This window comes from Vicinamibacterales bacterium (assembly GCA_035699745.1).
In the GTDB taxonomy this organism is placed as follows: Bacteria; Acidobacteriota; Vicinamibacteria; order Vicinamibacterales; family 2-12-FULL-66-21; genus JAICSD01.
On record DASSPH010000107.1, the window covers coordinates 84,420 to 102,759 of the forward strand.

Annotated in this window: 19 protein-coding genes and 1 tRNA gene; 11 read left to right on the forward strand and 9 right to left on the reverse strand. The window is 69.2% G+C overall.

The features are described 5' to 3' along the window. The first annotated feature begins 61 nt into the window (after positions 1-61). Entirely contained in the window at positions 62-2,281 is a 2,220-nt protein-coding gene (locus tag VFK57_24735; protein HET7698949.1) for a PQQ-binding-like beta-propeller repeat protein, read from the forward strand. Then, positions 2,278-2,706, forward strand: a complete 429-nt coding sequence (locus tag VFK57_24740; protein HET7698950.1) for a cytochrome c — start codon at positions 2,278-2,280, stop codon at positions 2,704-2,706. The genes VFK57_24735 and VFK57_24740 overlap by 4 nt, the downstream gene beginning before the upstream one ends. Positions 2,707-2,741: 35 nt before the next feature. Here VFK57_24740 and pgsA read toward each other — a convergent pair whose 3' ends face one another. Then, a complete protein-coding gene (gene pgsA / locus VFK57_24745) occupies positions 2,742-3,293 on the reverse strand; it encodes a CDP-diacylglycerol--glycerol-3-phosphate 3-phosphatidyltransferase (protein HET7698951.1) in 552 nt (183 codons plus the stop codon). Positions 3,294-3,335: 42 nt separating this feature from the next. On the opposite strand from pgsA, the gene VFK57_24750 reads away from it, so the two are divergent. The 3 genes from VFK57_24750 (at position 3,336) to VFK57_24760 (ending at position 6,003) form a co-directional block, all read left to right on the forward strand. Then, complete coding sequence (locus VFK57_24750) at positions 3,336-4,388, forward strand: NDP-sugar synthase (GenBank protein HET7698952.1); 1,053 nt, start codon at positions 3,336-3,338, stop codon at positions 4,386-4,388. Between the two features lie 52 nt (positions 4,389-4,440). After that, on the forward strand, positions 4,441-5,799 hold the full coding sequence (locus VFK57_24755; GenBank protein HET7698953.1) for a phosphomannomutase/phosphoglucomutase: 1,359 nt from the start codon (positions 4,441-4,443) through the stop codon (positions 5,797-5,799). Between the two features lie 130 nt (positions 5,800-5,929). Next, a tRNA-Gly gene (locus tag VFK57_24760) sits at positions 5,930-6,003 on the forward strand. A gap of 64 nt (positions 6,004-6,067) precedes the next feature. On the opposite strand, the gene VFK57_24765 is transcribed toward VFK57_24760, so the two are convergent. After that, positions 6,068-6,409 (reverse strand): hypothetical protein, encoded by a 342-nt coding sequence (locus VFK57_24765; protein ID HET7698954.1) that lies wholly within the window; start codon positions 6,407-6,409, stop codon positions 6,068-6,070. A gap of 87 nt (positions 6,410-6,496) precedes the next feature. Beyond that, positions 6,497-8,311 (reverse strand): VWA domain-containing protein, encoded by a 1,815-nt coding sequence (locus tag VFK57_24770; GenBank protein HET7698955.1) that lies wholly within the window; start codon positions 8,309-8,311, stop codon positions 6,497-6,499. 181 nt (positions 8,312-8,492) lie between these two features. On the opposite strand from VFK57_24770, the gene VFK57_24775 reads away from it, so the two are divergent. Then, positions 8,493-8,666, forward strand: a complete 174-nt coding sequence (locus VFK57_24775; protein ID HET7698956.1) for a hypothetical protein — start codon at positions 8,493-8,495, stop codon at positions 8,664-8,666. Here the strand turns inward: VFK57_24775 and VFK57_24780 are convergent. Further along, positions 8,659-8,904, reverse strand: coding sequence for a hypothetical protein (locus tag VFK57_24780; protein HET7698957.1), 246 nt, complete (start codon positions 8,902-8,904; stop codon positions 8,659-8,661). The genes VFK57_24775 and VFK57_24780 overlap by 8 nt on opposite strands. A gap of 48 nt (positions 8,905-8,952) precedes the next feature. Here VFK57_24780 and VFK57_24785 point away from each other — a divergent pair, with 48 nt between their 5' ends. After that, positions 8,953-10,239: an aminoacetone oxidase family FAD-binding enzyme gene (locus VFK57_24785; protein ID HET7698958.1), complete on the forward strand. Its 1,287-nt coding sequence runs from the start codon at positions 8,953-8,955 to the stop codon at positions 10,237-10,239. A gap of 82 nt (positions 10,240-10,321) precedes the next feature. Next, positions 10,322-12,757 carry an ABC transporter permease gene (locus VFK57_24790; GenBank protein HET7698959.1) on the forward strand — a complete coding sequence of 812 codons (2,436 nt, stop codon included), beginning with the start codon at positions 10,322-10,324 and terminating at the stop codon, positions 12,755-12,757. A gap of 37 nt (positions 12,758-12,794) precedes the next feature. On the opposite strand, the gene VFK57_24795 is transcribed toward VFK57_24790, so the two are convergent. Beyond that, positions 12,795-13,415, reverse strand: a complete 621-nt coding sequence (locus tag VFK57_24795) for a methyltransferase domain-containing protein (protein ID HET7698960.1) — start codon at positions 13,413-13,415, stop codon at positions 12,795-12,797. Between the two features lie 71 nt (positions 13,416-13,486). Between VFK57_24795 and VFK57_24800 the strand changes: the two genes are divergently transcribed. Together VFK57_24800 and VFK57_24805 are read left to right on the forward strand one after the other, a co-directional pair. Then, positions 13,487-13,783, forward strand: a complete 297-nt coding sequence (locus VFK57_24800; protein ID HET7698961.1) for a helix-hairpin-helix domain-containing protein — start codon at positions 13,487-13,489, stop codon at positions 13,781-13,783. A gap of 236 nt (positions 13,784-14,019) precedes the next feature. Next, on the forward strand, positions 14,020-14,397 hold the full coding sequence (locus VFK57_24805; GenBank protein HET7698962.1) for a hypothetical protein: 378 nt from the start codon (positions 14,020-14,022) through the stop codon (positions 14,395-14,397). Positions 14,398-14,405: 8 nt separating this feature from the next. Here VFK57_24805 and VFK57_24810 read toward each other — a convergent pair whose 3' ends face one another. The 3 genes from VFK57_24810 to VFK57_24820 are packed head-to-tail and all read right to left on the reverse strand — an operon-like array spanning position 14,406 to position 16,974. Beyond that, positions 14,406-15,587: a di-heme oxidoredictase family protein gene (locus VFK57_24810; GenBank protein ID HET7698963.1), complete on the reverse strand. Its 1,182-nt coding sequence runs from the start codon at positions 15,585-15,587 to the stop codon at positions 14,406-14,408. After that, positions 15,584-15,958, reverse strand: coding sequence for a cupredoxin domain-containing protein (locus VFK57_24815; GenBank protein ID HET7698964.1), 375 nt, complete (start codon positions 15,956-15,958; stop codon positions 15,584-15,586). The genes VFK57_24810 and VFK57_24815 overlap by 4 nt, the downstream gene beginning before the upstream one ends. Further along, positions 15,958-16,974 carry a hypothetical protein gene (locus VFK57_24820; GenBank protein ID HET7698965.1) on the reverse strand — a complete coding sequence of 339 codons (1,017 nt, stop codon included), beginning with the start codon at positions 16,972-16,974 and terminating at the stop codon, positions 15,958-15,960. The genes VFK57_24815 and VFK57_24820 overlap by 1 nt, the downstream gene beginning before the upstream one ends. A gap of 205 nt (positions 16,975-17,179) precedes the next feature. Here VFK57_24820 and mntR point away from each other — a divergent pair, with 205 nt between their 5' ends. After that, a complete protein-coding gene (gene mntR / locus VFK57_24825) occupies positions 17,180-17,623 on the forward strand; it encodes a manganese-binding transcriptional regulator MntR (protein ID HET7698966.1) in 444 nt (147 codons plus the stop codon). Here the strand turns inward: mntR and VFK57_24830 are convergent. Further along, a complete protein-coding gene (locus VFK57_24830) occupies positions 17,609-18,334 on the reverse strand; it encodes a sulfite exporter TauE/SafE family protein (GenBank protein HET7698967.1) in 726 nt (241 codons plus the stop codon). The two genes, mntR and VFK57_24830, sit on opposite strands and share 15 nt — an antisense overlap. Positions 18,335-18,340 lie beyond the last annotated feature (6 nt).

Sequence of the window (18,340 nt, forward strand, 5' to 3'; positions counted from 1 at the left end):
CGAGCGAGGGCGCGCAGGGGACCGCGGGGCGACGCCCCCGGATGATCGAAGGAGTTGGACGATGACCCGAATGGCTGTCCGATCGGCGTCGATGGTGCTCCTGCTCGCGGCCGCCGGCGTCGCGTGGACGGGATTGCGGCTCTCGGGCCAGGCGGCGCGCGGCGCGGCGACGGCCGGACCGGGGTCCTTCGTGGCGTCCACGGCGAAGGGAGACTGGCCCAGCTACACGGGCGACACGCGCGGCTCGCGCTATTCGCCGCTGGCACAGATCACGGCGGAGAACTTCAACGATCTCGAGGTGGCGTGGCGGTTCAAGACCGACAGCCTCGGCACCCGTCCCGAGTACAAGCTGGAAGGGACGCCGCTGGTCGTGAACGGCATCATGTACACCACGGCCGGCACGCGGCGGTCGGTGATCTCGCTGGATGCGGCGACAGGAGAGCTGCTGTGGGTCCATCGCTACCCTGAGGGGACGCGCGGGGCGAACGCGCCGCGCCAGCTCTCCGGCCGCGGACTCGCCTACTGGACCGACGGCCGCGGCGACGAGCGCATCATCTACTTCACGCCGGGCTACCGGATGATTGCGCTGCACGCCAGGACCGGCCAGCCGGTCAGGACGTTCGGCACCGACGGCGTCGTCGATCTCAAGGTCGGCGCGGTGTTCGGCAACCGTCAACCGATCGATCTCGAGACCGGAGAGATCGGCATCCACTCGACGCCGGTGGTGGTGAAGAACGTCGTGCTGGTCGGCTCGTCCATGAAGGAAGGCATGACGGTCACGACCCACAACAACACCAAAGGGCTGGCGCGCGCCTACGACGCGCGGACCGGGAAGCTGCTCTGGACGTTCCACACGATTCCGCGTCCCGGCGAGTTCGGCAGCGAGACCTGGCTGGACAACTCGTGGGCGGTGAACGGCAATGCCGGCATCTGGACGCAGATCAGCGTCGACGAGGAGCTGGGCCTCGTCTACCTCCCGGTCGAGACGCCCACGTCGGACTTCTACGGCGGCAAGCGGCCGGGCAACAACCTGTTCGGCGAGAGCCTGGTCTGCGTCGATCTCGCGACCGGCAGGCGCAGGTGGCATTTCCAGTTCGTGCATCACCCGATCTGGAACGACGACATGTCCTCGGCGCCGCTCATCGCCGACGTCACGGTCGACGGAACGCCGCGCAAGGTCGTCGCCGTGCCGAGCAAGCAGGCGTGGCTGTATGTCTTCGATCGGGTGACCGGCGAGCCGATCTGGCCGATCGAGGAGAAGCCGGTGCCGAAGGGAGACGTTCCCGGGGAGTGGTATGCCCCGACGCAGCCACATCCGCCTGCCGCGCTGATGTACGGCCGCAACACCGTCACCGAAGACGATCTGATCGATTTCACGCCGGAGCTGCGCGCGCAGGCGAAGAAGCAGCTGGAACGCTACAAGTGGCTGCCCGGCGTCGTCTATACGCCGCCGATCGTCGGGAACACCAGCGGGCTGCTCGGCGCGATCAACATCGGCCACATCAACGGCGGCACGAACTGGCCGGGCGGCGGCTACGATCCCGAGCTGCGCACCGTGTTCGTTCACGCCAACACCTCGTCGGTGCAGTCGGGCTCGGTCGCCCCACCGCCCCCGGGATTCTCTGACCTTCCCTATCAGGACGGCGTCGTCGGACAGCCGTTCCGGCTGCGCGAAGCGGCGGGGACGGGGACCTATGCGGACGTCTCGCAGCGCGCGCGCGGCGGGCAGCCGGGCGGCCAGGCCGCGGGCGCGGCGCAGGCGGGCACGGCGACGCCGGCGGCGCCCGCCTCGGGACGCGGCGGTGGCGGCGGCGAGGGCGGCGGCGGGCTGACGGTGCAGGGGCTCTCGATCATCAAGCCGCCCTACAGCGTCCTGGCGGCGATCGATCTGGACAAGGGTGCGGTGAAATGGCGCGTGCCGCACGGTGAAACTCCCGACGTCGTCCGCAATCATCCGCTGCTCAAGGGAATGAACATTCCGCGCACCGGGCAGGGATCGAGTGTCGGACTCGTGATCACGAAGACGCTGGTGGTGCTCGGCGAGTCGCAGTTCACGACGCTGCCGGATCGCCCGCGCGGCGCGATGCTCCGCGCCTACGACAAGGGCACCGGCAAGGAAGTCGGCGCCGTGTTCATGCCGGCGCCGCAGAGCGGCTCGCCGATGACGTACCTGGCGAAGGGAAAGCAGTACATCGTGGTCGCGGTCAGCGGCGGGCCCTACTCCGGCGAGTACCTTGCGTTCGCGCTGCCAGGCGATGCTGCCGGCGCGAAGCAGCAATGACGCGTGCGGCGGCATTTGGACTGCTGCTCTGGGTCGCGGCGCTTGCGCCGGCGCTCTCCGGCCAGCCGGGCACGCGAACCGTCTGGGACGGCGTGTATACGGAGGAACAGGCGAAGCGCGGCGAGGCTCTGTACATGACGCGCTGCGTCCATTGCCACGGAACGACGCTCGGCGGCGCCGTCGACGGCGCCGCGGCGCTCACCGGCGCCACCTTCAACGGCAACTGGAACGGCGTCTCGCTCGACTTGATGCTCGACCGGGTCCGCACGACGATGCCGGTGGACAATCCGGCGACGCTCAGCCGCCAGCAGACGGCGGACCTGCTGGCGTTCGTGTTCAATGCGAACAAGTTCCCGCCCGGCAGGACGGAACTGCCCCGCCAGGCCGAGATGCTCGCGCTGATTCAGTTCAAAGCGACGAGATGAGCGCTCAGTTCTCAGCGGCTGAACGCTGAAACTGTCTACAGCCCTGACTGGGCGAAGCGGCGGTAGTAGTCGATGCCGGAGATCGTGGCGGCGAGCATCGCAATCCACAGCGCGATGATGCCGATCACGTAGAACTGCTGCAGCTGATCCTGGCCGAGGATCAGGGCGAGAATCGCGATCACTTCCGCGACCATCTTGAACTTGCCGAGCGGCGACGCGGCGATCACCATGCCCTTGCCGTGCGCGATGCTGCGGAGCACGGTGACGGCGAACTCGCGGCCGAGGATCACCGCGACCATCCACGCCGGCGCGAGATCGAGCTGCACCAGCGAGATCAGCGCGGCGGTGATGAGCAGCTTGTCGGCCAGCGGGTCCATCAGCTGCCCGAGCGTGGTGATCTGCTTGCGCCGGCGCGCCAGGTAGCCGTCGAGCACGTCGGTGAGGGAGGCGACGCCAAAGATCGCCGCGCCGACCAGCTCCTTCGGGATCCCCAGGATCATCCGCCCCTCGAACTTCGTCAGCAGCACCACCACGAGCAGCGGCACGAGAAAAATCCTGCCGACGGTCAGGGCGTTCGGGAGGTTCATTCTTGGCGCGATTCTATCAAAAGCATAGAATCAAGGATTGACATGAAGGCCATCCTGCTCGCCGGAGGCAAAGGGACGCGGCTGCGCCCGATGACGGTGCACACGCCGAAGCCGATCGTTCCGATCCTGAACCGGCCGTTTCTCTATTACCAGATCGATCAACTGAAACAGATTGCGGAGATCGACGAGGTCATCCTCAGCCTGAACTATCAACCGCGCCGCATCGAGGAGATCTTCGGCGAGGGACAGGGGCTCGGGCTGCGCATCCGCTACGTCGTCGAACCGATGCCGCTCGGCACCGGCGGCGCCATCCGCTATGCCGGCGACTCGCTGACCGAATCGGTCGTCGTGTTCAACGGCGACGTGCTGACCCAGGTGGATCTCGCGGCGGTCCTGCGGCTGCACCGCGAGCGCAAAGCCAAGGCGACGATCGTGCTGACGCCGGTCGACAACCCGCGCGCCTACGGACTGGTCGAGACCGATCGGGACGGCAACATCCGCCGCTTCCTGGAGAAGCCGGGGGAAGACGAGATCACCTGCAATACGATCAACGCCGGCATCTACGTTCTCGAGCCGGACACCTTCGACCGCATCCCGAAAGACACTGCGTGGTCGATCGAGCGCAGCTTCTTCCCGTCCCTGATCGAGCGCGGCGAGACCTTCGTCGCCTACGTCTACGACGGCTACTGGATCGACATCGGCACGCCGGCGAAGTACCTGCAGGTGCACCGCGACATCATGGACGGCCGCTACTCCGCTCCACCGTTCAGCGGCGGCCCGGCCGCCTGGATCTCACCGGAGGCCCGTGTCGACGAGCAGGCGCACGTGGAAGGTCCGTGCTTCATCGACGAGGGAGCGGTCATCAAGGCGGGCGCGAAGATTCTGCCCTACGCCGTGATCGGCAAGCAGACGCATGTCGACGAAGGGGCCACGGTGGACGGATCGATCGTCTGGCCGAACGGCTGGATCGGCCCCGACGCGGTGGTGCGCGGCTCGATCCTCGGCCGCAACTGCCACGTCGGCCGCAGCGCGGTCATCGAATCCCCCTCCGTGCTCGGAGACAAAACGGTGATCACCGACTTCAGCAGGATCTGATCCACAGCGCACACGACCGAACCTCGAACCTCGAACCTCGGATCTCGAACATATGACCATCAACCCAGCGATCTTCAAGGCCTACGACGTCCGCGGCCTCTATCCCCAGGAAGTCAACGAGGATGCGGCGCGGCGGATCGGCCGCGGCTTCGTCGCCTATCTCGACGCGACCCGCATCGCCGTCTCGCGCGACATGCGCCTGTCCTCCCCTTCGATGGCCGCCGCTTTCATCGAAGGGGCCCTCGAGCAGGGAGCCGACGTCGTCGACTACGGACTGATGGGCACGGACATGCTCTACTACGCCGTCGCCCGCGATGGACACGACGGGGGCGTGCAGATCACCGCCTCGCACAACCCGAAGGAATACAACGGCATCAAGATGGTGCGGAAGGAGGCGTTCCCCCTGTCGGGCGAGTCGGGGATCAACGACATCCGCGACATGATCGCGCAGAACCGGCTGCCCGCGCCGGCAGCGAAGCGCGGGACGCTGTCGCAGTCGAACGTCGTCGACGACTACGTGAAGCACGTGCTGTCGTTCATCGACGTGTCGATCGTCAAGCCGTTCAACGTGGTGCTCGACGCCGGCAGCGGGATCGCCGGCATGGTCGCGCCGCTGCTCTTCAGGCACATCCCGACGCGCAAGCTGACCACGCTCTGCTTCGACGTCGACGGCACCTTCCCGAACCACGAAGCCAACCCGCTGATCGAGGAAAACCGCCGCGACATCACCGAGCGGGTGATCGCGGAGCAGGCCGACATCGGGATCGCCTGGGACGGCGATGCCGACCGCTGCTTCTTCCTCGACGGCGACGGCGAGTTCGTCGCCGGCGACTTCGTCACCGCGCTGCTCGCCGAGGCGTTCCTGATCAAGCATCCGGGGGCAAAGATCGTCTACGACGTCCGCGCCAGCTACGCCGTCAAGGACACCGCCGCGAAGTACGGGAGCGAGGCGTTGATGAACCGCGTCGGGCACGCCTTCTTCAAACGCCGCATGCGCGAAGACAACGCCATCTTCGGCGGCGAGGTCACCGGGCACTACTATTTCCGCGACAACTTCTACGCCGACAACGGCTTCATTCCGGCGCTGCTGATTCTCGAGCTGATGTCGCGCAAGGGGCAGACGCTGCGCGAGCTGCTGGCGCCGCTGCGCGAGAAGTACTTCATCTCGGGCGAGATCAACACCAAGGTCGCGGACATGCGGAAGGCGGCGGCGAAGATCGACGGCCTGGCGGCCAAGTACAGCGCCGGCAAGGTCTATTCGCTCGACGGCGTGTCGGCCGAGTTCCCCGACTGGCACTTCAACGTGCGCGGGTCGAACACCGAGCCGATGCTCCGGCTCAATCTCGAGGCGACGACGCAGAAGCTGATGGAGGAAAAGCGCGACGAGGTGCTCGCGTTCATCCGGTCGTGACTCAGGGGGGCCGCGAGCCGGCCCCGTCTCTCGAACCGGACAGTCGGGAGCGCCGGTGGGGTGACGCCTGCCGGCCTCGGCCGACAGGTCCTTGAGAGCAGCGCGCGACGCTGCTAAAATCGGAACAGACGCGGGCTTAGCATAGTGGTAATGTCCTGGCTTCCCAAGCCAGTTAGACGGGTTCGATCCCCGTAGCCCGCTCCAACTTTCACGCTCCCGTGATCACGCGGAAGTTGTCCTGCCGACCCGTGACAACGGCCGAGCCGCCTCAATCCCGCACGATGCGATACTGAAAGACCCGGTTGTTTGCGTCGAACCGCACGACAAGCCACTCGGAATCGATGCTGATGAACCCGCGCTCGGGGCCGAGCCAGTAAACCAGGTCCCAGTCGGAGAAGTAGTCCGTTTTCGGCGGCTCGCCCAGCATGGCGACCACCTCAGGCCGGGTCTTGCCCGACAACATCCGGCGCGCCACGATGCGGTCAGCCATGGCCAGCCGTATGCCTTCCTCCATTTGTGTCTGGTCGTTCCACGCAACCGGGTCGAATGGTCGACCAGACGGCCAGAGCACCCACGTCACAGCGGCCACCGCAACCACGGTGAGGGTCACGATGATTATTCGGCGTCGTGTAGCCAGCGTGCCGGTGTCTCCTCAGCGCATGTGTCCCGCGTGTCTCGTTGCTGACGGATCGGCGGCTCAGCGATCGACCCTGATCGCGACCAGCGTTTTCTTCTGCTCCGATCCGGACGCCCGCGTCAGCTCGACGACGTAATCGCCGGCGCCGAGCGGGGCCAGCGTGATGTCAGCGGTGAGCCAGCGCTGTCCGGCGGCATCGGTGCGCTCGCTCACGCCGACCGGCACCACCGTCCTGGCGCCGTTGCGGTCCAGCAGCACCCCGCTCCAGACCGGATCGCCGGCCGCCGCTTCCATCTCGAGGCGCACCCGTGAGCTGCGGGGGAAGACGCGGCCGTTCGCGGGCGTCAGCACGTTGCCCGTCATCGGACCGCGATGGAAGATCATCGGTTCCCCTTCGCCGCGCCTGGTCGCCCGCCCCTGGGCCCGCGCGTCGATCTCGATGGCGCCAAGCGCCTTCGTCAGCGCCGCTTTCGTATCGGGGACCGGCCCGCTGGCCGAGGCGCGGGCGGCGTCGACTTCCTCCTTCGTCGCGGCGCGGTACCCGTTGCGCGAGCGGACCTCGATCCCCGGCCGCCTGGAGCGCACCTTGATGCTGCGGAACTTGCCGTCCAGTCTGCTGTTGGTCGAGTAGTAGCCGAGCAGATAGTAGGACGTCAGATCGGCGGCGACGCGCCGAAGCTGCATGCGCAGGTCGTTGCTGTTCAGCAGCGCCAGTCCGTCGGTGTTGAGCGCGAGCGTGTGCAGCGATTCCTGCCGCCGCACCAGCTGCGCGTGATCGGCGATCGGGCCGAGCGGCTTGCGCGGCCCCATCGGCGTGTCGAATGCCGGCAGTCCGCGGGGATCGATGGGATAGAAGCTGACGTTGCTGCGGTTGGCGTCGCCGAACAGGTTCCGGAACATCAACTCGTTGTCCACCATCGCGAGCTCGGCGCGCTCCTTCTCGCACTCCGTGCGATCGCTCGGCTGGAAGCCGCCGTTGTTGACCCGCGTGGTCAGGCCGCCGGCGGGACCGACGCCGACCGGCGGCGGACCTCCGGGAATCGGGTCCGCCTGGTTGCCCTGGCTGTCGGTGCGCAGGAGCGTCATCGACGGATCGGGCCGGAACAGTTTCCAGCCGTCGGTGACCGTGATCACCGCAGTCCGCCCTTCGCGGATCGCGCCCATGTGGCGGATGAGATCCTGGAGGCTGTCGAGCACCAGCCGCTCCCGGCGCCGATCGATCATCTTCTGCGCCAGATACGAGGGGTACGGCTCATTTTCCTTGGTCGGCGGGTAACACTGCGCGTACAGCTCCTCCCGCTCGTCCAGCAGGATCGACTCCCGTCTGCCCCACGTCCAGTTCCGGCGCAAGCCCTCCTCGATCACCTGCGTGCGGCGGCCGAACGTGATCTGCGACGGGCTCATGGTCGGCGTCATGATGCCGACGAGATCGTCCGCGCTCATGATGCGCGTCATCAGCTCGATCAGCGGCTCCTTGATCCTGAACGCCCCCTCGTAGCCGACGTGCTCGGTATCCAGATAGAGGACGAACACGCGCCGGCGCGGATCGGCGGCCAGCTGGTTCGCCTGCTGCACCGACGACGGCTCGACCAGCGTGTCGGTCGGTCCCGCGGGGGTGACGACGATGTGCTCGAAGCTGTCGATCTTCTGCGGGGCGTTGTCCTCGAGGACCTCGAAGTCCTCGGCCTTCAGGTCCTGCACGGGCGCGCCGTCCTTCGTCGCATAGACGTCGACCCGGACCAGGTTCGTCTCCGTGCGGAATCGAGGAGGCTGTGGCGGCGCCGGGGCTTGTTGCTGCCGGGTGAGGACCGCGTCCCCGGCCAGAAGAACCAGACCGGCGGCGGCGACGGCGACGGATCGCGCGAATGGAGACACGGCGTACCTCGCGTGCGGACGAAGGGCTGGCGTCGGGGAGTGTACTACACGCCGACGTGAGCCGCATCGAAACATGCCAGCCGGTCCTGCGGGGCGGGCACGATCGTCAACGATCCGTCATGCGCCGGTCTGGCGCCGGATTTGTAACTGCCAGCCCGTTCAACCAGACCGGAGGCGGACGATGCGGAAAGCCGACGAGTGGACGATCGAACGGTGGAGAACCGAACCGCGGCTGAGCGGCCTCGAGTTCCCCGACCCCACCATCGATCAGGCGCCCCCGCTTTGGAAGGATCTCACGCTCGCCTCCGTCGTCGCCGTTCTGTTGTGGGCAGCGGCGGCGGTGGTGTTCAGGTAGCCGAGTCGTCGGCGACGTCGTTCCAGCCCTGGACGCGGAGCCGTTCGCGGTAGGCCCGCGCCCAGTTCATCGCCATCCATTCTTCCTGGAACATCTCCGTGACCACGATGTCGCGGCCGTGGACGACCTGTACCTCGACCGGCATGCCGGCGGCGAACAGGACACATCGCACATCCGTCGTACGGCGCTTCATGCACCAGACGACGCGCGCACCAGGCTGCACGGCGTAGTCAGACACCAACACCTGCTCAGTTAGCGGGGAACGGGCGCAGTGTACGCTGCTGCGGTGGATTTTTTCAAGCTGGGCTGTGATGTCGCCGTGGTCGGCGCCGGGGCGGCCGGACTCGCGGCGGGCATCTTCACCCGGCGGGACTCCCCCCGGCTGAGCGTCGCGGTGCTGGACGGCTCACCGCGGCCGGGGGCGAAAATCCTGGTCAGCGGCGGCACGCGCTGCAACGTCACGAACAGCGTCGTCACCGACGGGGACTTCTGGGGCGGGAAGCGCACCATCGTCCGGCGCGTGCTGAACGCCCTGCCGGTGGCCGACACCGTGCGCTTCTTCGAGGAGATCGGCGTTCCGCTGCACGAGGAGCCGGGTGGGAAGCTCTTCCCGGATTCCAACCGCGCGCGGGACGTGCTCGACGCGCTGCTGCGCGAGCTGGCGCGCCGCGGCGGCCGGCTCCAGCCGGCGGCGCGCGTGTCGGCGGTTCGCAAGGCCAATGGCGGGTTCGAGCTGCAGACCTCCGCCGGCCCGCTCAACGCGCGGGTCGTCGTGCTGGCCACCGGGGGCCGGTCGCTGCCGAAGACCGGCAGCGACGGCGCCGGCTACGAGCTGGCGCGGACCCTCGGGCACTCGCTCGTCGCACAGACGCCGGCGCTCGTGCCGCTGGTGCTCGAGCCGCACGGCATCCACGCTGCCCTGTCCGGCACCGCGGTCGACGTCGAACTCTCCGTCTGGGTCGACGGCGCGATCGCCACGCGCTTGTCGGGGGCGCTGCTCTTCACCCACTTCGGGGTCAGCGGTCCCGTCGTCCTGAACGCGTCGCGGCACTGGGCTCGCGCGCGCGTGGAGCAGCGCGACGCGCGGGTGACCGTCAACTTCCGCTCCGGCTCCCCCTTCGATGCGGTCGACCGCGAATGGATCGACGCGGCGCGCGACCGTCCACACGCCACGCTGCGCGGCTTCCTCTCGTCGCACCTGCCGGAGAAGCTCGCCGGCGCGATGCTCGGCGTGCTCGGCCTCCCGGCCGACGGCCAGCTGTCGTCGCTCACCCGCGACGATCGCCGGCGCCTGGTCCACGCGCTCGTCGCATGGCCCCTCCCGGTCATCGACACACGCGGCTACAACTACGCGGAGGTCACCGCCGGCGGCGTGCGCCTCGACGAGATCCACCCGCAGACGATGGAGTCCCGCGTCTGTCCCGGACTGTTTCTGGTGGGTGAGATCCTGGACGTGGACGGCCGGATTGGCGGGTTCAATTTCCAGTGGGCGTGGTCGTCGGCGCGCGCCGCGGCACGCGGAATTCGATTGTCCGAAGCCGGGACGCCGCTGACCGGCGCCGAACGGCCGTGATCCCCGGATCCGCGCGGATCGTCCCGTTTTCCGCGGGTTTGGTCCCTGGCGGCGCGGCACCGCGGTTGCTCGAGCGCCCCTCATGATCCAGGACTTCCGGCTTGCCGCCCGCACGCTCTTCCGCTCGCCCGGCTTCACGCTGACGGCCGCGTCGACGCTGGCGCTCGGCATCGGCGTGACGTCGCTGATGTTCGGCGTCGTCAACGCCGTGCTGCTGCGTCCGCTGCCGTATCCCGAACAGGACCGGCTGATGCTGGTGTTCAACGTGAGCACGAACGCCCCGGAGATGAACACGATCCGGGCGACGCCGCTCGACTTCGAAGACTACCGCGCGCGCGCCCGCACGTTCGAGGCGATGGCGGGCCACATCGGCACCGGGTTCACGTTCAGCGGCAGCGGGGACCCGGAACTGGTGATCGGACAAGTGGTCACGCCGGACTTCTTCAAGGTGCTCGGCGTCGCGCCCGCGGCGGGCCGCACGTTTGCCGCGGACGAGTTCACGCCCGGCAAGGAAAACGTCGTCGTCCTTTCGCACGGCTTGTGGCGCCGCCGGTTCGGCGGGCAGCCGTCGGCGATCGGCTCGACGGTCACGATCAACGGCAAGCCGTGGACGATCGCCGGCGTGATGCCGGCGGGGTTCGAGTACCCGTCTCCGCGCTACGCCCTGTGGGTGCCGCTCCCCTCGCCGCGGACGGCGGACATGCCTCCGCTGAACCGCGCCTCGCACTACATGCAGATCGTCGGGCGGCTGAAGCCGGGCGTGTCGCACGAACAGGCGAACGCGGAGATCGCGTCGATTGCCTCGGCGCTGGCGGCGCAGTACCCGGACACGAACGCGGCCATGGCCGCACGTGCCGTGTCGCTCGACGACTTCACCGTCCGCGACGTCAAGATGCCGCTGTACGTGCTGCTCGGGGCGGTGGGCCTCGTCGTGCTGATCGCGTGCGCGAACGTGACGAATCTGCTCCTCGCCCGCGCCACGGCGCGCCACCGCGAGGTGGCGATACGCCAGGCGCTGGGCGCCGCGCGCTGGCCGCTCGTGCGTCAGTTCCTCGCCGAGACCGCCGTGTTGTATGCGCTCGGCGCCGGCGGCGCGCTCGCGCTCGCGAGTTGGGGAATCTCGGCGCTCGTCGCGCTCGGACCCGCCGACATCCCGCGCATCTCCGAGGCGGTGCTGGACGGCCGGGTGCTTGCGGCGACGCTGGCGTTGTCGTTCGCGACCGCGCTGATGTTCGGTCTCGCCCCCGCGCTGCAGGGGGCCGCGGGCGATCCGGCGGACGCGCTGCGGGCCGGGGGCCGCAGCGTGAGCGCCGGGCGGGGGCGTCAGCGGTTCCGCGTCGTGCTTGTCGTCGGCGAGGTGGCGCTCTCGGTAGTGCTGCTGATCGGCGCCGGCGTGACGCTCCACAGCCTGGTCCGCCTCACCTCGGTCGACCATGGGTTCGACGCTGACGGGCAGCTCACGTTCTCGGCGGTGCTGTCGCCGCGCCGCTATGCGGACGCGAGTGCGATGACCGCCGCCGCCGATCGGCTTCTCGACGGGGTTGCGGCGATTCCCGGAGTCGCCACCGCCGGCGCCACCACTGCGCTGCCGCTCAGCGGGCAGAACATCGAGAATGGATTCTCGGTCGACGGCTATACGCCGCGTACGGCAGACGACGACCCGGTGGCCGGCATGCGGGGCGTCACCGGCGACTACTTCGCGGCACTGGGCGCACGGCTGACGGCGGGGCGGACATTCACCGCCGCGGACCGCACCGGATCGCAGCCGGTCGCGGTGGTGAACGAGGGATTCGCCCGGCGGTATCTCGGCGGCCGCAATGCCATCGGGGCCCGCGTGCGCGAGAACGGGCTGCGCGAATGGCGCACCGTCGTGGGCGTGATCGCCGATATCAAACATGCCGGCCCGGCCGCCGAGGCGCGCCCCGAGGTCAGCATCCCCTACGCACAGCTCGAGCCGGGGTTCATGACGACCTGGTCGCGCGGGCTGTACTTCGTGGTCAAAGGACAGGCCCAGGCAACCGCGCTCGTGCCGCAGATCCGCCGCGCGTTCGCGGCCGTCGATCCCGGCATGTCGCTCAACGACGTGCAGTTGATGTCGGAGCTGGCATCCGAGGCGGTCTCGGAGCCGCGCTTCCGGACCATTCTGCTCGGCACGTTCGCGGCGCTCGCCATCACGCTGGCGAGCATCGGCGTCTTCGGCGTGCTCGCCTACTTCGTCGCGCAGCGGACGCGCGAAATCGGCATCCGCGTCGCGCTCGGGGCAAGCTCCCGCGACATCCTGCGGATGATCGTGGGCCGCGGGCTGGCGATCGCCGGCATCGGCCTGGCGATCGGACTTGCCGGCGCGATTCCGCTCACGCGCGCGATCCAGTCGCTGCTGTTCGAGGTGACGCCCCTGGACCCGGCGACGATCGCGCTGGTCGTGCTCGGTCTCGCCCTGGTCGCCGGCCTCGCCAGTTACCTTCCGGCGCGCCGCGCCCTGCGCATCGAGCCCATGACGGCGCTGAATCTCGAATAGGCGCAGCTCGGCGGGGTCCCTCGTCCCGGGACGAGCGTCAGGACGGCTTCCGCGCGACGACGAACACCGACCGGGCGTCTGTCGCGGCCGACACGATCTCGAAGCCGGCGGCTTTCAGCTCGGCCGCCAGCGTTTCGGCACTGATGCCGTGGTGGCCGTCCTCGCCGCGCTTCCCGGGGGCCGCTTCGCCGCCGGGCGGCGGCGTGAAATCGATGATCGCGAGCCTGCCGCCCGGCTTCAGCGAATCCCGAAGGCTGGCGTTCATCGCCGGCGGATCGCCGAAGTGGTGATACACGTTGCGCATGAAGATCGCGTCGCAGCACTGCGCCGGGAAGTTCGTCTGCGTCGGGTGCCCCTCGAGCACGGTCACCTGCTGGAGGCCGGCCTTCGCGGCGGCCTGTTCGATCGTCTTGACGCGATCCTTGTTGACCTCGTTGCTGAACACCCTCCCCGAGTCCCCGACCGCTTTCGCCATGGCGACGGTCAGCTCGCCATCGCCGGCGCCAATCTCGCCGACGACGCTGCCGGGACGGATGTCGAGGGCCCGAACGAGGCGCTCGGCGTCGGTGGCATTCTGCGCCGGGCTCTGAGCCGACGCGGCGACGGCGGCGATTGCCGCCGCGAGCAGAACGATCGGAAAGCGTTTCCACGGCGTCATGCGGCATTGGACGTCGCCGCGCGCGTCCCGGTTTGTGGTTCGCCGCGCGCGGAGGCGGTAAAGTTGTTCGGGTGAAGCGGCTCGCCCTCATCGGCGTCGCGCTGGTGCTGCTCGTCGTGACCGGCTGCGCGCAGAATCCCCGTTCGTCCTCGCCGGGACGCGATCCGTCCCTCGTGGATCTCAACGCCGCGACCGCGGCGCAACTGCAGCGCCTGCCCGGCATCACGGCGGTCTACGCGAGGCGGATCATCGCCAACCGGCCGTACAAGGTGAAGCACGAACTCGAGACGCGCAAGATCCTGCCGCCGTCCGTCTATGCGCGGATCCGCGATCGCGTCATCGCCATCGAGCGGATCCCGGATCTGTAAGCCGGTTACAGATTCCGCGCTCGTGTAAATTCGTCGTGTAAGTTCGTTCGACCGCGAGCAGGAACGCTGCAGGTGTGCGCCTTCTCCGCACATTCGCCGGCCGCGCGCGATCCCCCTGTCCGTCAATGCGTTGCGCACCACGCGGGTAGCCAGTGCCCGGCGGCGCGGTCTTTGGACCACTCTCCGGCGTGGAAGCAACCAGCATCGTCCCGACGCCAGTCGATGTACCTGCGCGGTTGTCTCAGGCGCAGAAGCGCGAACTGCTCGGCCAGTCCGTGGCCGCCGTCATCACGACGGCGCTGATCGCCGCCCCCCTCATCCTCCCCCCGTCCGGCAGCGCACCCGTCTCGTCCGAGGCGCCGCTGCCGGCGCAATCCTACGCGGAGATGGTCCCGTCCGTCGTGGTGGCGGACGGGACGCTTTCCTCGCCCGTCGTCGAACCGCGCCGCCGGGCGGCGCGGCCGCGAGTGGAGCGCAGCGGCACCATGGCGGCGGCGATCGCGCCGAGCCGGGGTGACGTGAGAAAGACGCTGCCTCGCAAGCTCACGGGTTGGCTCACCGGGGATGGCAGCGTCACCGTGCGGCCGTTCCCCACCGTCGTCGCGATTCAGTAGAGGCGGGATCAGAGCGAGCGCAGGAACGCCCGCAGCGCCGCGCGGTCGGCGTCCGACAGACGCTCGAACCCGCGGCGCGCGAGCTCCGCTTCGCCGCCGTGGCGGCGGATCGCGTCTTCCGGCGTGGCCGCGGACCCGTCGTGCAGCAGCGGCCGGCGCAGGCGCAGCCCCCACAGCGCCGGCGTGCGGATTTCGTCCGACGCCGCGACACCCTGGCGAATGCCGTCGCCGGTCCCGATGTCGTGCAGCAGCAGATCGGAGAAGAGCGGCACGACCTTGCGGTGAAAGACCGGATTCGCGCTGGGGCCGGTCTGCAACGCCGGCACGTGGCAGGCGGCGCAGCCGATCGCGGTGAACACCTGCTCGCCGGCGCGGACCTCGTCGTCCACGCCGCCGCGCGCCACCGGCGCGAGCAGCCGCATGAAGCTCGCGAAGTTGTCGATGCCGCGCCGCCGCGTCAGCGGATCGCGGATGTCCTCGGGGTCGGGAAAGCGATCGCACAGCCGCATCTGCGCCGCGGAGACGCCGTAGGCGACTTCGGCGGGGAACAGATCGTTGGTGATGCCCATCTCGTTGCGATAGGCATCCGCGCCGAACGCGAGGAGCGTGGCGTGCTGTGCCTTCCACCCGAACCGTCCGACGCGGCGCTCGCCGCTGGCGACGTCGGTGACGAGCGCGGCGCGTCCGCTGACGCCGTCGCGATCGCGATCGGCCGGATCTTCGAGCGCGCGCAGCGTCTCGTCGGGAATCGCTTCCACGAGTCCGGCGCCGAAGAGCGGGATCGGCACGCGGCGCGCGAACACGTTCGCCTCGACCGGCACCATCGGCTGACAGCCGTGGCCCGGAACGGAGAACAGGTGGAACAACGTCTCGCCCGAGGCGTCGAGCGTCTCGAACTCCCCTTGCGCGTTCCGCCGGCCGGCGCGGATCTCGGCGATGAGGCCGCCGCCGCCGATGGCGGGCACGTTGTGGCAGACGGCGCAGCTGGTGCCGTTGAACGCCGGGCCGAGCCCTTCTTCCGCGGCTTCCACTTCCGTGAAGTCGTCGAGGCCCAGACGGAACTCCTCGAATTCGACCGCGGTGATGCCCGCCAGCGGGGCCCCCGGCCCGCCCGATGGCGATTGCGCGGCGGCGATCGCGGCGGCAAGGACGAGCGCCGCGACGGCGATGGCGCCGAGCGGGCGCGTCATTCGGCGATCAGGGTGCCGCGCATGAACGCGTGCCCTGCTCCACACACCTTCGAGCACTCGAAGACATAGCGCCCCGGTTTCGGCGGCACGAAGGTCACGGTGGCGGTCCCCTTGCCGCGCTTGGGGATCGTCACGTTGATGTCGGTGCCGAGAATCCGGAAGCCGTGGTCGGTGTCTTCGCTGCGCAGATGGAACTCCACCGGCGTCTCGGCTTTGACGCGGAACTGCGACGGGGAGAAGCTGAACCGCTCGGCGTCGATCTCGATCACCTGCGGCGGGTCCTGCGGCGCCGCGCCGGCGCCGGCGCGCGCCGATACGGCAAGCGAGGACACCATCAGGAGCAGAACGCCATGCAGAAATACGCGGGGCATCAGAACCACCATCCCAGGCCGATGTTCAGCGAATCGGGCGCCTTGAGCACGGCGCTGCGGTTGCGCACGATCGAGTAGTCGAGCTTCACGGCGACGTCCGGATCCGGCCAGTAGGTGAAGCCGGTCACGATGGCGTCGCGGTCGAGACTCTTGAGCGGCAGATAGCCGGCCGGCATGCGGAACTGGGTGTCGAAATTCTCGTAGCGCGCGAACAGGCCGATGTCGCCGAACGACGCGCCGGAGACGACCCGATATCCCGCTTCACCGTAGAAGCCGCGCAGCCGGCGCGCGATGTTCGGATCGATCCCGATCGCGCGGCCGAGCGCATCGTTCAGCTCGGCGGCATGGTCGATGCCGACGTGCGCGAACTGGCCGCGCAGCTCGAGGCGATCGCGCGAGTAGCGCACGTCCGCCTCGGTGACGGTGACCGGCACTTCGAACCGCGGACGGAACGCGAATCCCGAGCGGCCGCTCCAGACGCTGGCACCGGCGGTGAGCCCCCGGACGCCGGCGTACTCGAGGCGGCCGGTGAGCGCCGGACGGCCGATGTTGGTCTCGGCCCCCTTCTGCAGTCCGCCGCGAATCCCTTCGTCCGCGCTGAACCGGCTGGCGTCGAGCGGCGAGGTGACGAATGCGCGATAGCGCCAGCCGCGTCCGACTTCGCCGTGCACCCCGGCACCCACCTCGAACCAGGTCGTCGGCACGATGACGGTATCGACGAACGGCCGCTCGACGCCGTAGTAGATCGGCGGCTCGTGGCGCTCGTTGATGATCCCCACCGGCATCAGCATCATCCCGGCGCGGACGTTCAGCGCCCGCGACAGCATGAAATCGACGTACGCCTGTTCGAGCTCCAGCTCGCCGGCGTCCTCCAGCCCCTCGACGATGGCGTGTTCCAGCTCGAGCTCGCCGACGAACCGGATGCGGTCGCTGAAGCGGTGCGTCACCAGCAGCACGAAGCGATGGAAGTCGAGCTGCCCGTCGCGCAGCTCCGGCTTGTTGAAATGGAATTCCATGTAGCCGGAGAGCGCCGTCGCCCGCTCCGCGGGCGGCGGGGCCGGCGGCGTCTGCGCCGCGGCCGGCGCTGCGGCGATCGAACCGAGAAGCAGGAGGACGCGGGCTGTGTGTGTCAGAGGATTCAGAATGTAGCTGAGACTACATCCTGGCGCGCCGCGTGTCAAATGGCCGGGCTGGCGGCGGCGTGCGGTATGCTGAGCGGCGATGAAACGGACATCGGGTGCGGTCCGCACCGCGGAACTGCAGGCCCGCGCCCTGCGGCAGACGCGGCGCAAGCACTCACGCGAAACGGCGGAAGACTACGTCGAAGCGATCGCCGAACTGACCGCCAGCACCGGCGAAGCCCGCGCCGTGGATCTCGCGCGCCGGCTCGGCGTCTCGCACGTCACGGTCATCCGCACGGTGGCGCGGCTGCAGCGCGACGGCTACACCTCGAGCCAGCCGTATCGCGCGATCTTCCTCACCGCCCGCGGCGCGCGGCTCGCCCGCCAGTCGCGCGAGCGGCACGAGCTGGTCGTCGACTTCCTGCGCTCGCTCGGCATCCCCGAGGCGGTCGTGCAAGAGGATGCGGAGGGGATCGAGCACCACGTCAGCGCGCAGACCCTCGCCGCGTTCCGCCGTCACCTGCAGCGGTCAGGCCGGTCGTAGCACCATCCACGCGCCGAGCGCGAGCAGCAGCAGCGCGACCACGATCCTGAACACCCGCTCCGGAATCCGCGGCAGCAGCCGCATGCCCGCCACCGTGCCGAGCAGCACGCCGGCGGTCGCGAGGCCGATGAGCCAGGCCATCGACACCAGCCGCGGCCATTCACCCGCCAGGTACACCGGCAGCCGCGCGGCGTCCACGATCAGGCCGACGGCGGTCGCGGTCGCGACGAATGCGCGCTTGTCCGTCTCGAACGCCAGCAGCGCAGCCGAACGGATGCCCCCCTGGTTTCCCACCATGCCGCCCAGCAGACCCGACAGCGCGCCGACGAACCACGCCGTGCGCCGGCCGAGCCGCACGCGCGACATGAATCCGGTGAGCTCGGAGCAGCCGACGAACAGCAGCAGGCCGCCGAAGACGATGGCGAGCGCCCGGCTGGACGCCCACGCATGCAGCAGCGCCCCGGCCAGGCCGCCGGCGGCGCTCGTCGCGCCGAACCACACGAAGATCCGCCGATCGAGGCGGCTCCGCAGCAGCCAGAAGCGCAGCGCGGTGCCCGCGACGTGAGGGATCGCCACCGCCGCCACCGCCAGCTTGGCGTCCACCCGGAGCGCCAGCAGCGGCGTCAGCACGCTGCCGATGCCGAACCCGGCGAGCGCGGCGATCATCCCGGCGAGCAGCGCTCCCGCCGATACCGCCAGCTCGTACCACATCAGGGA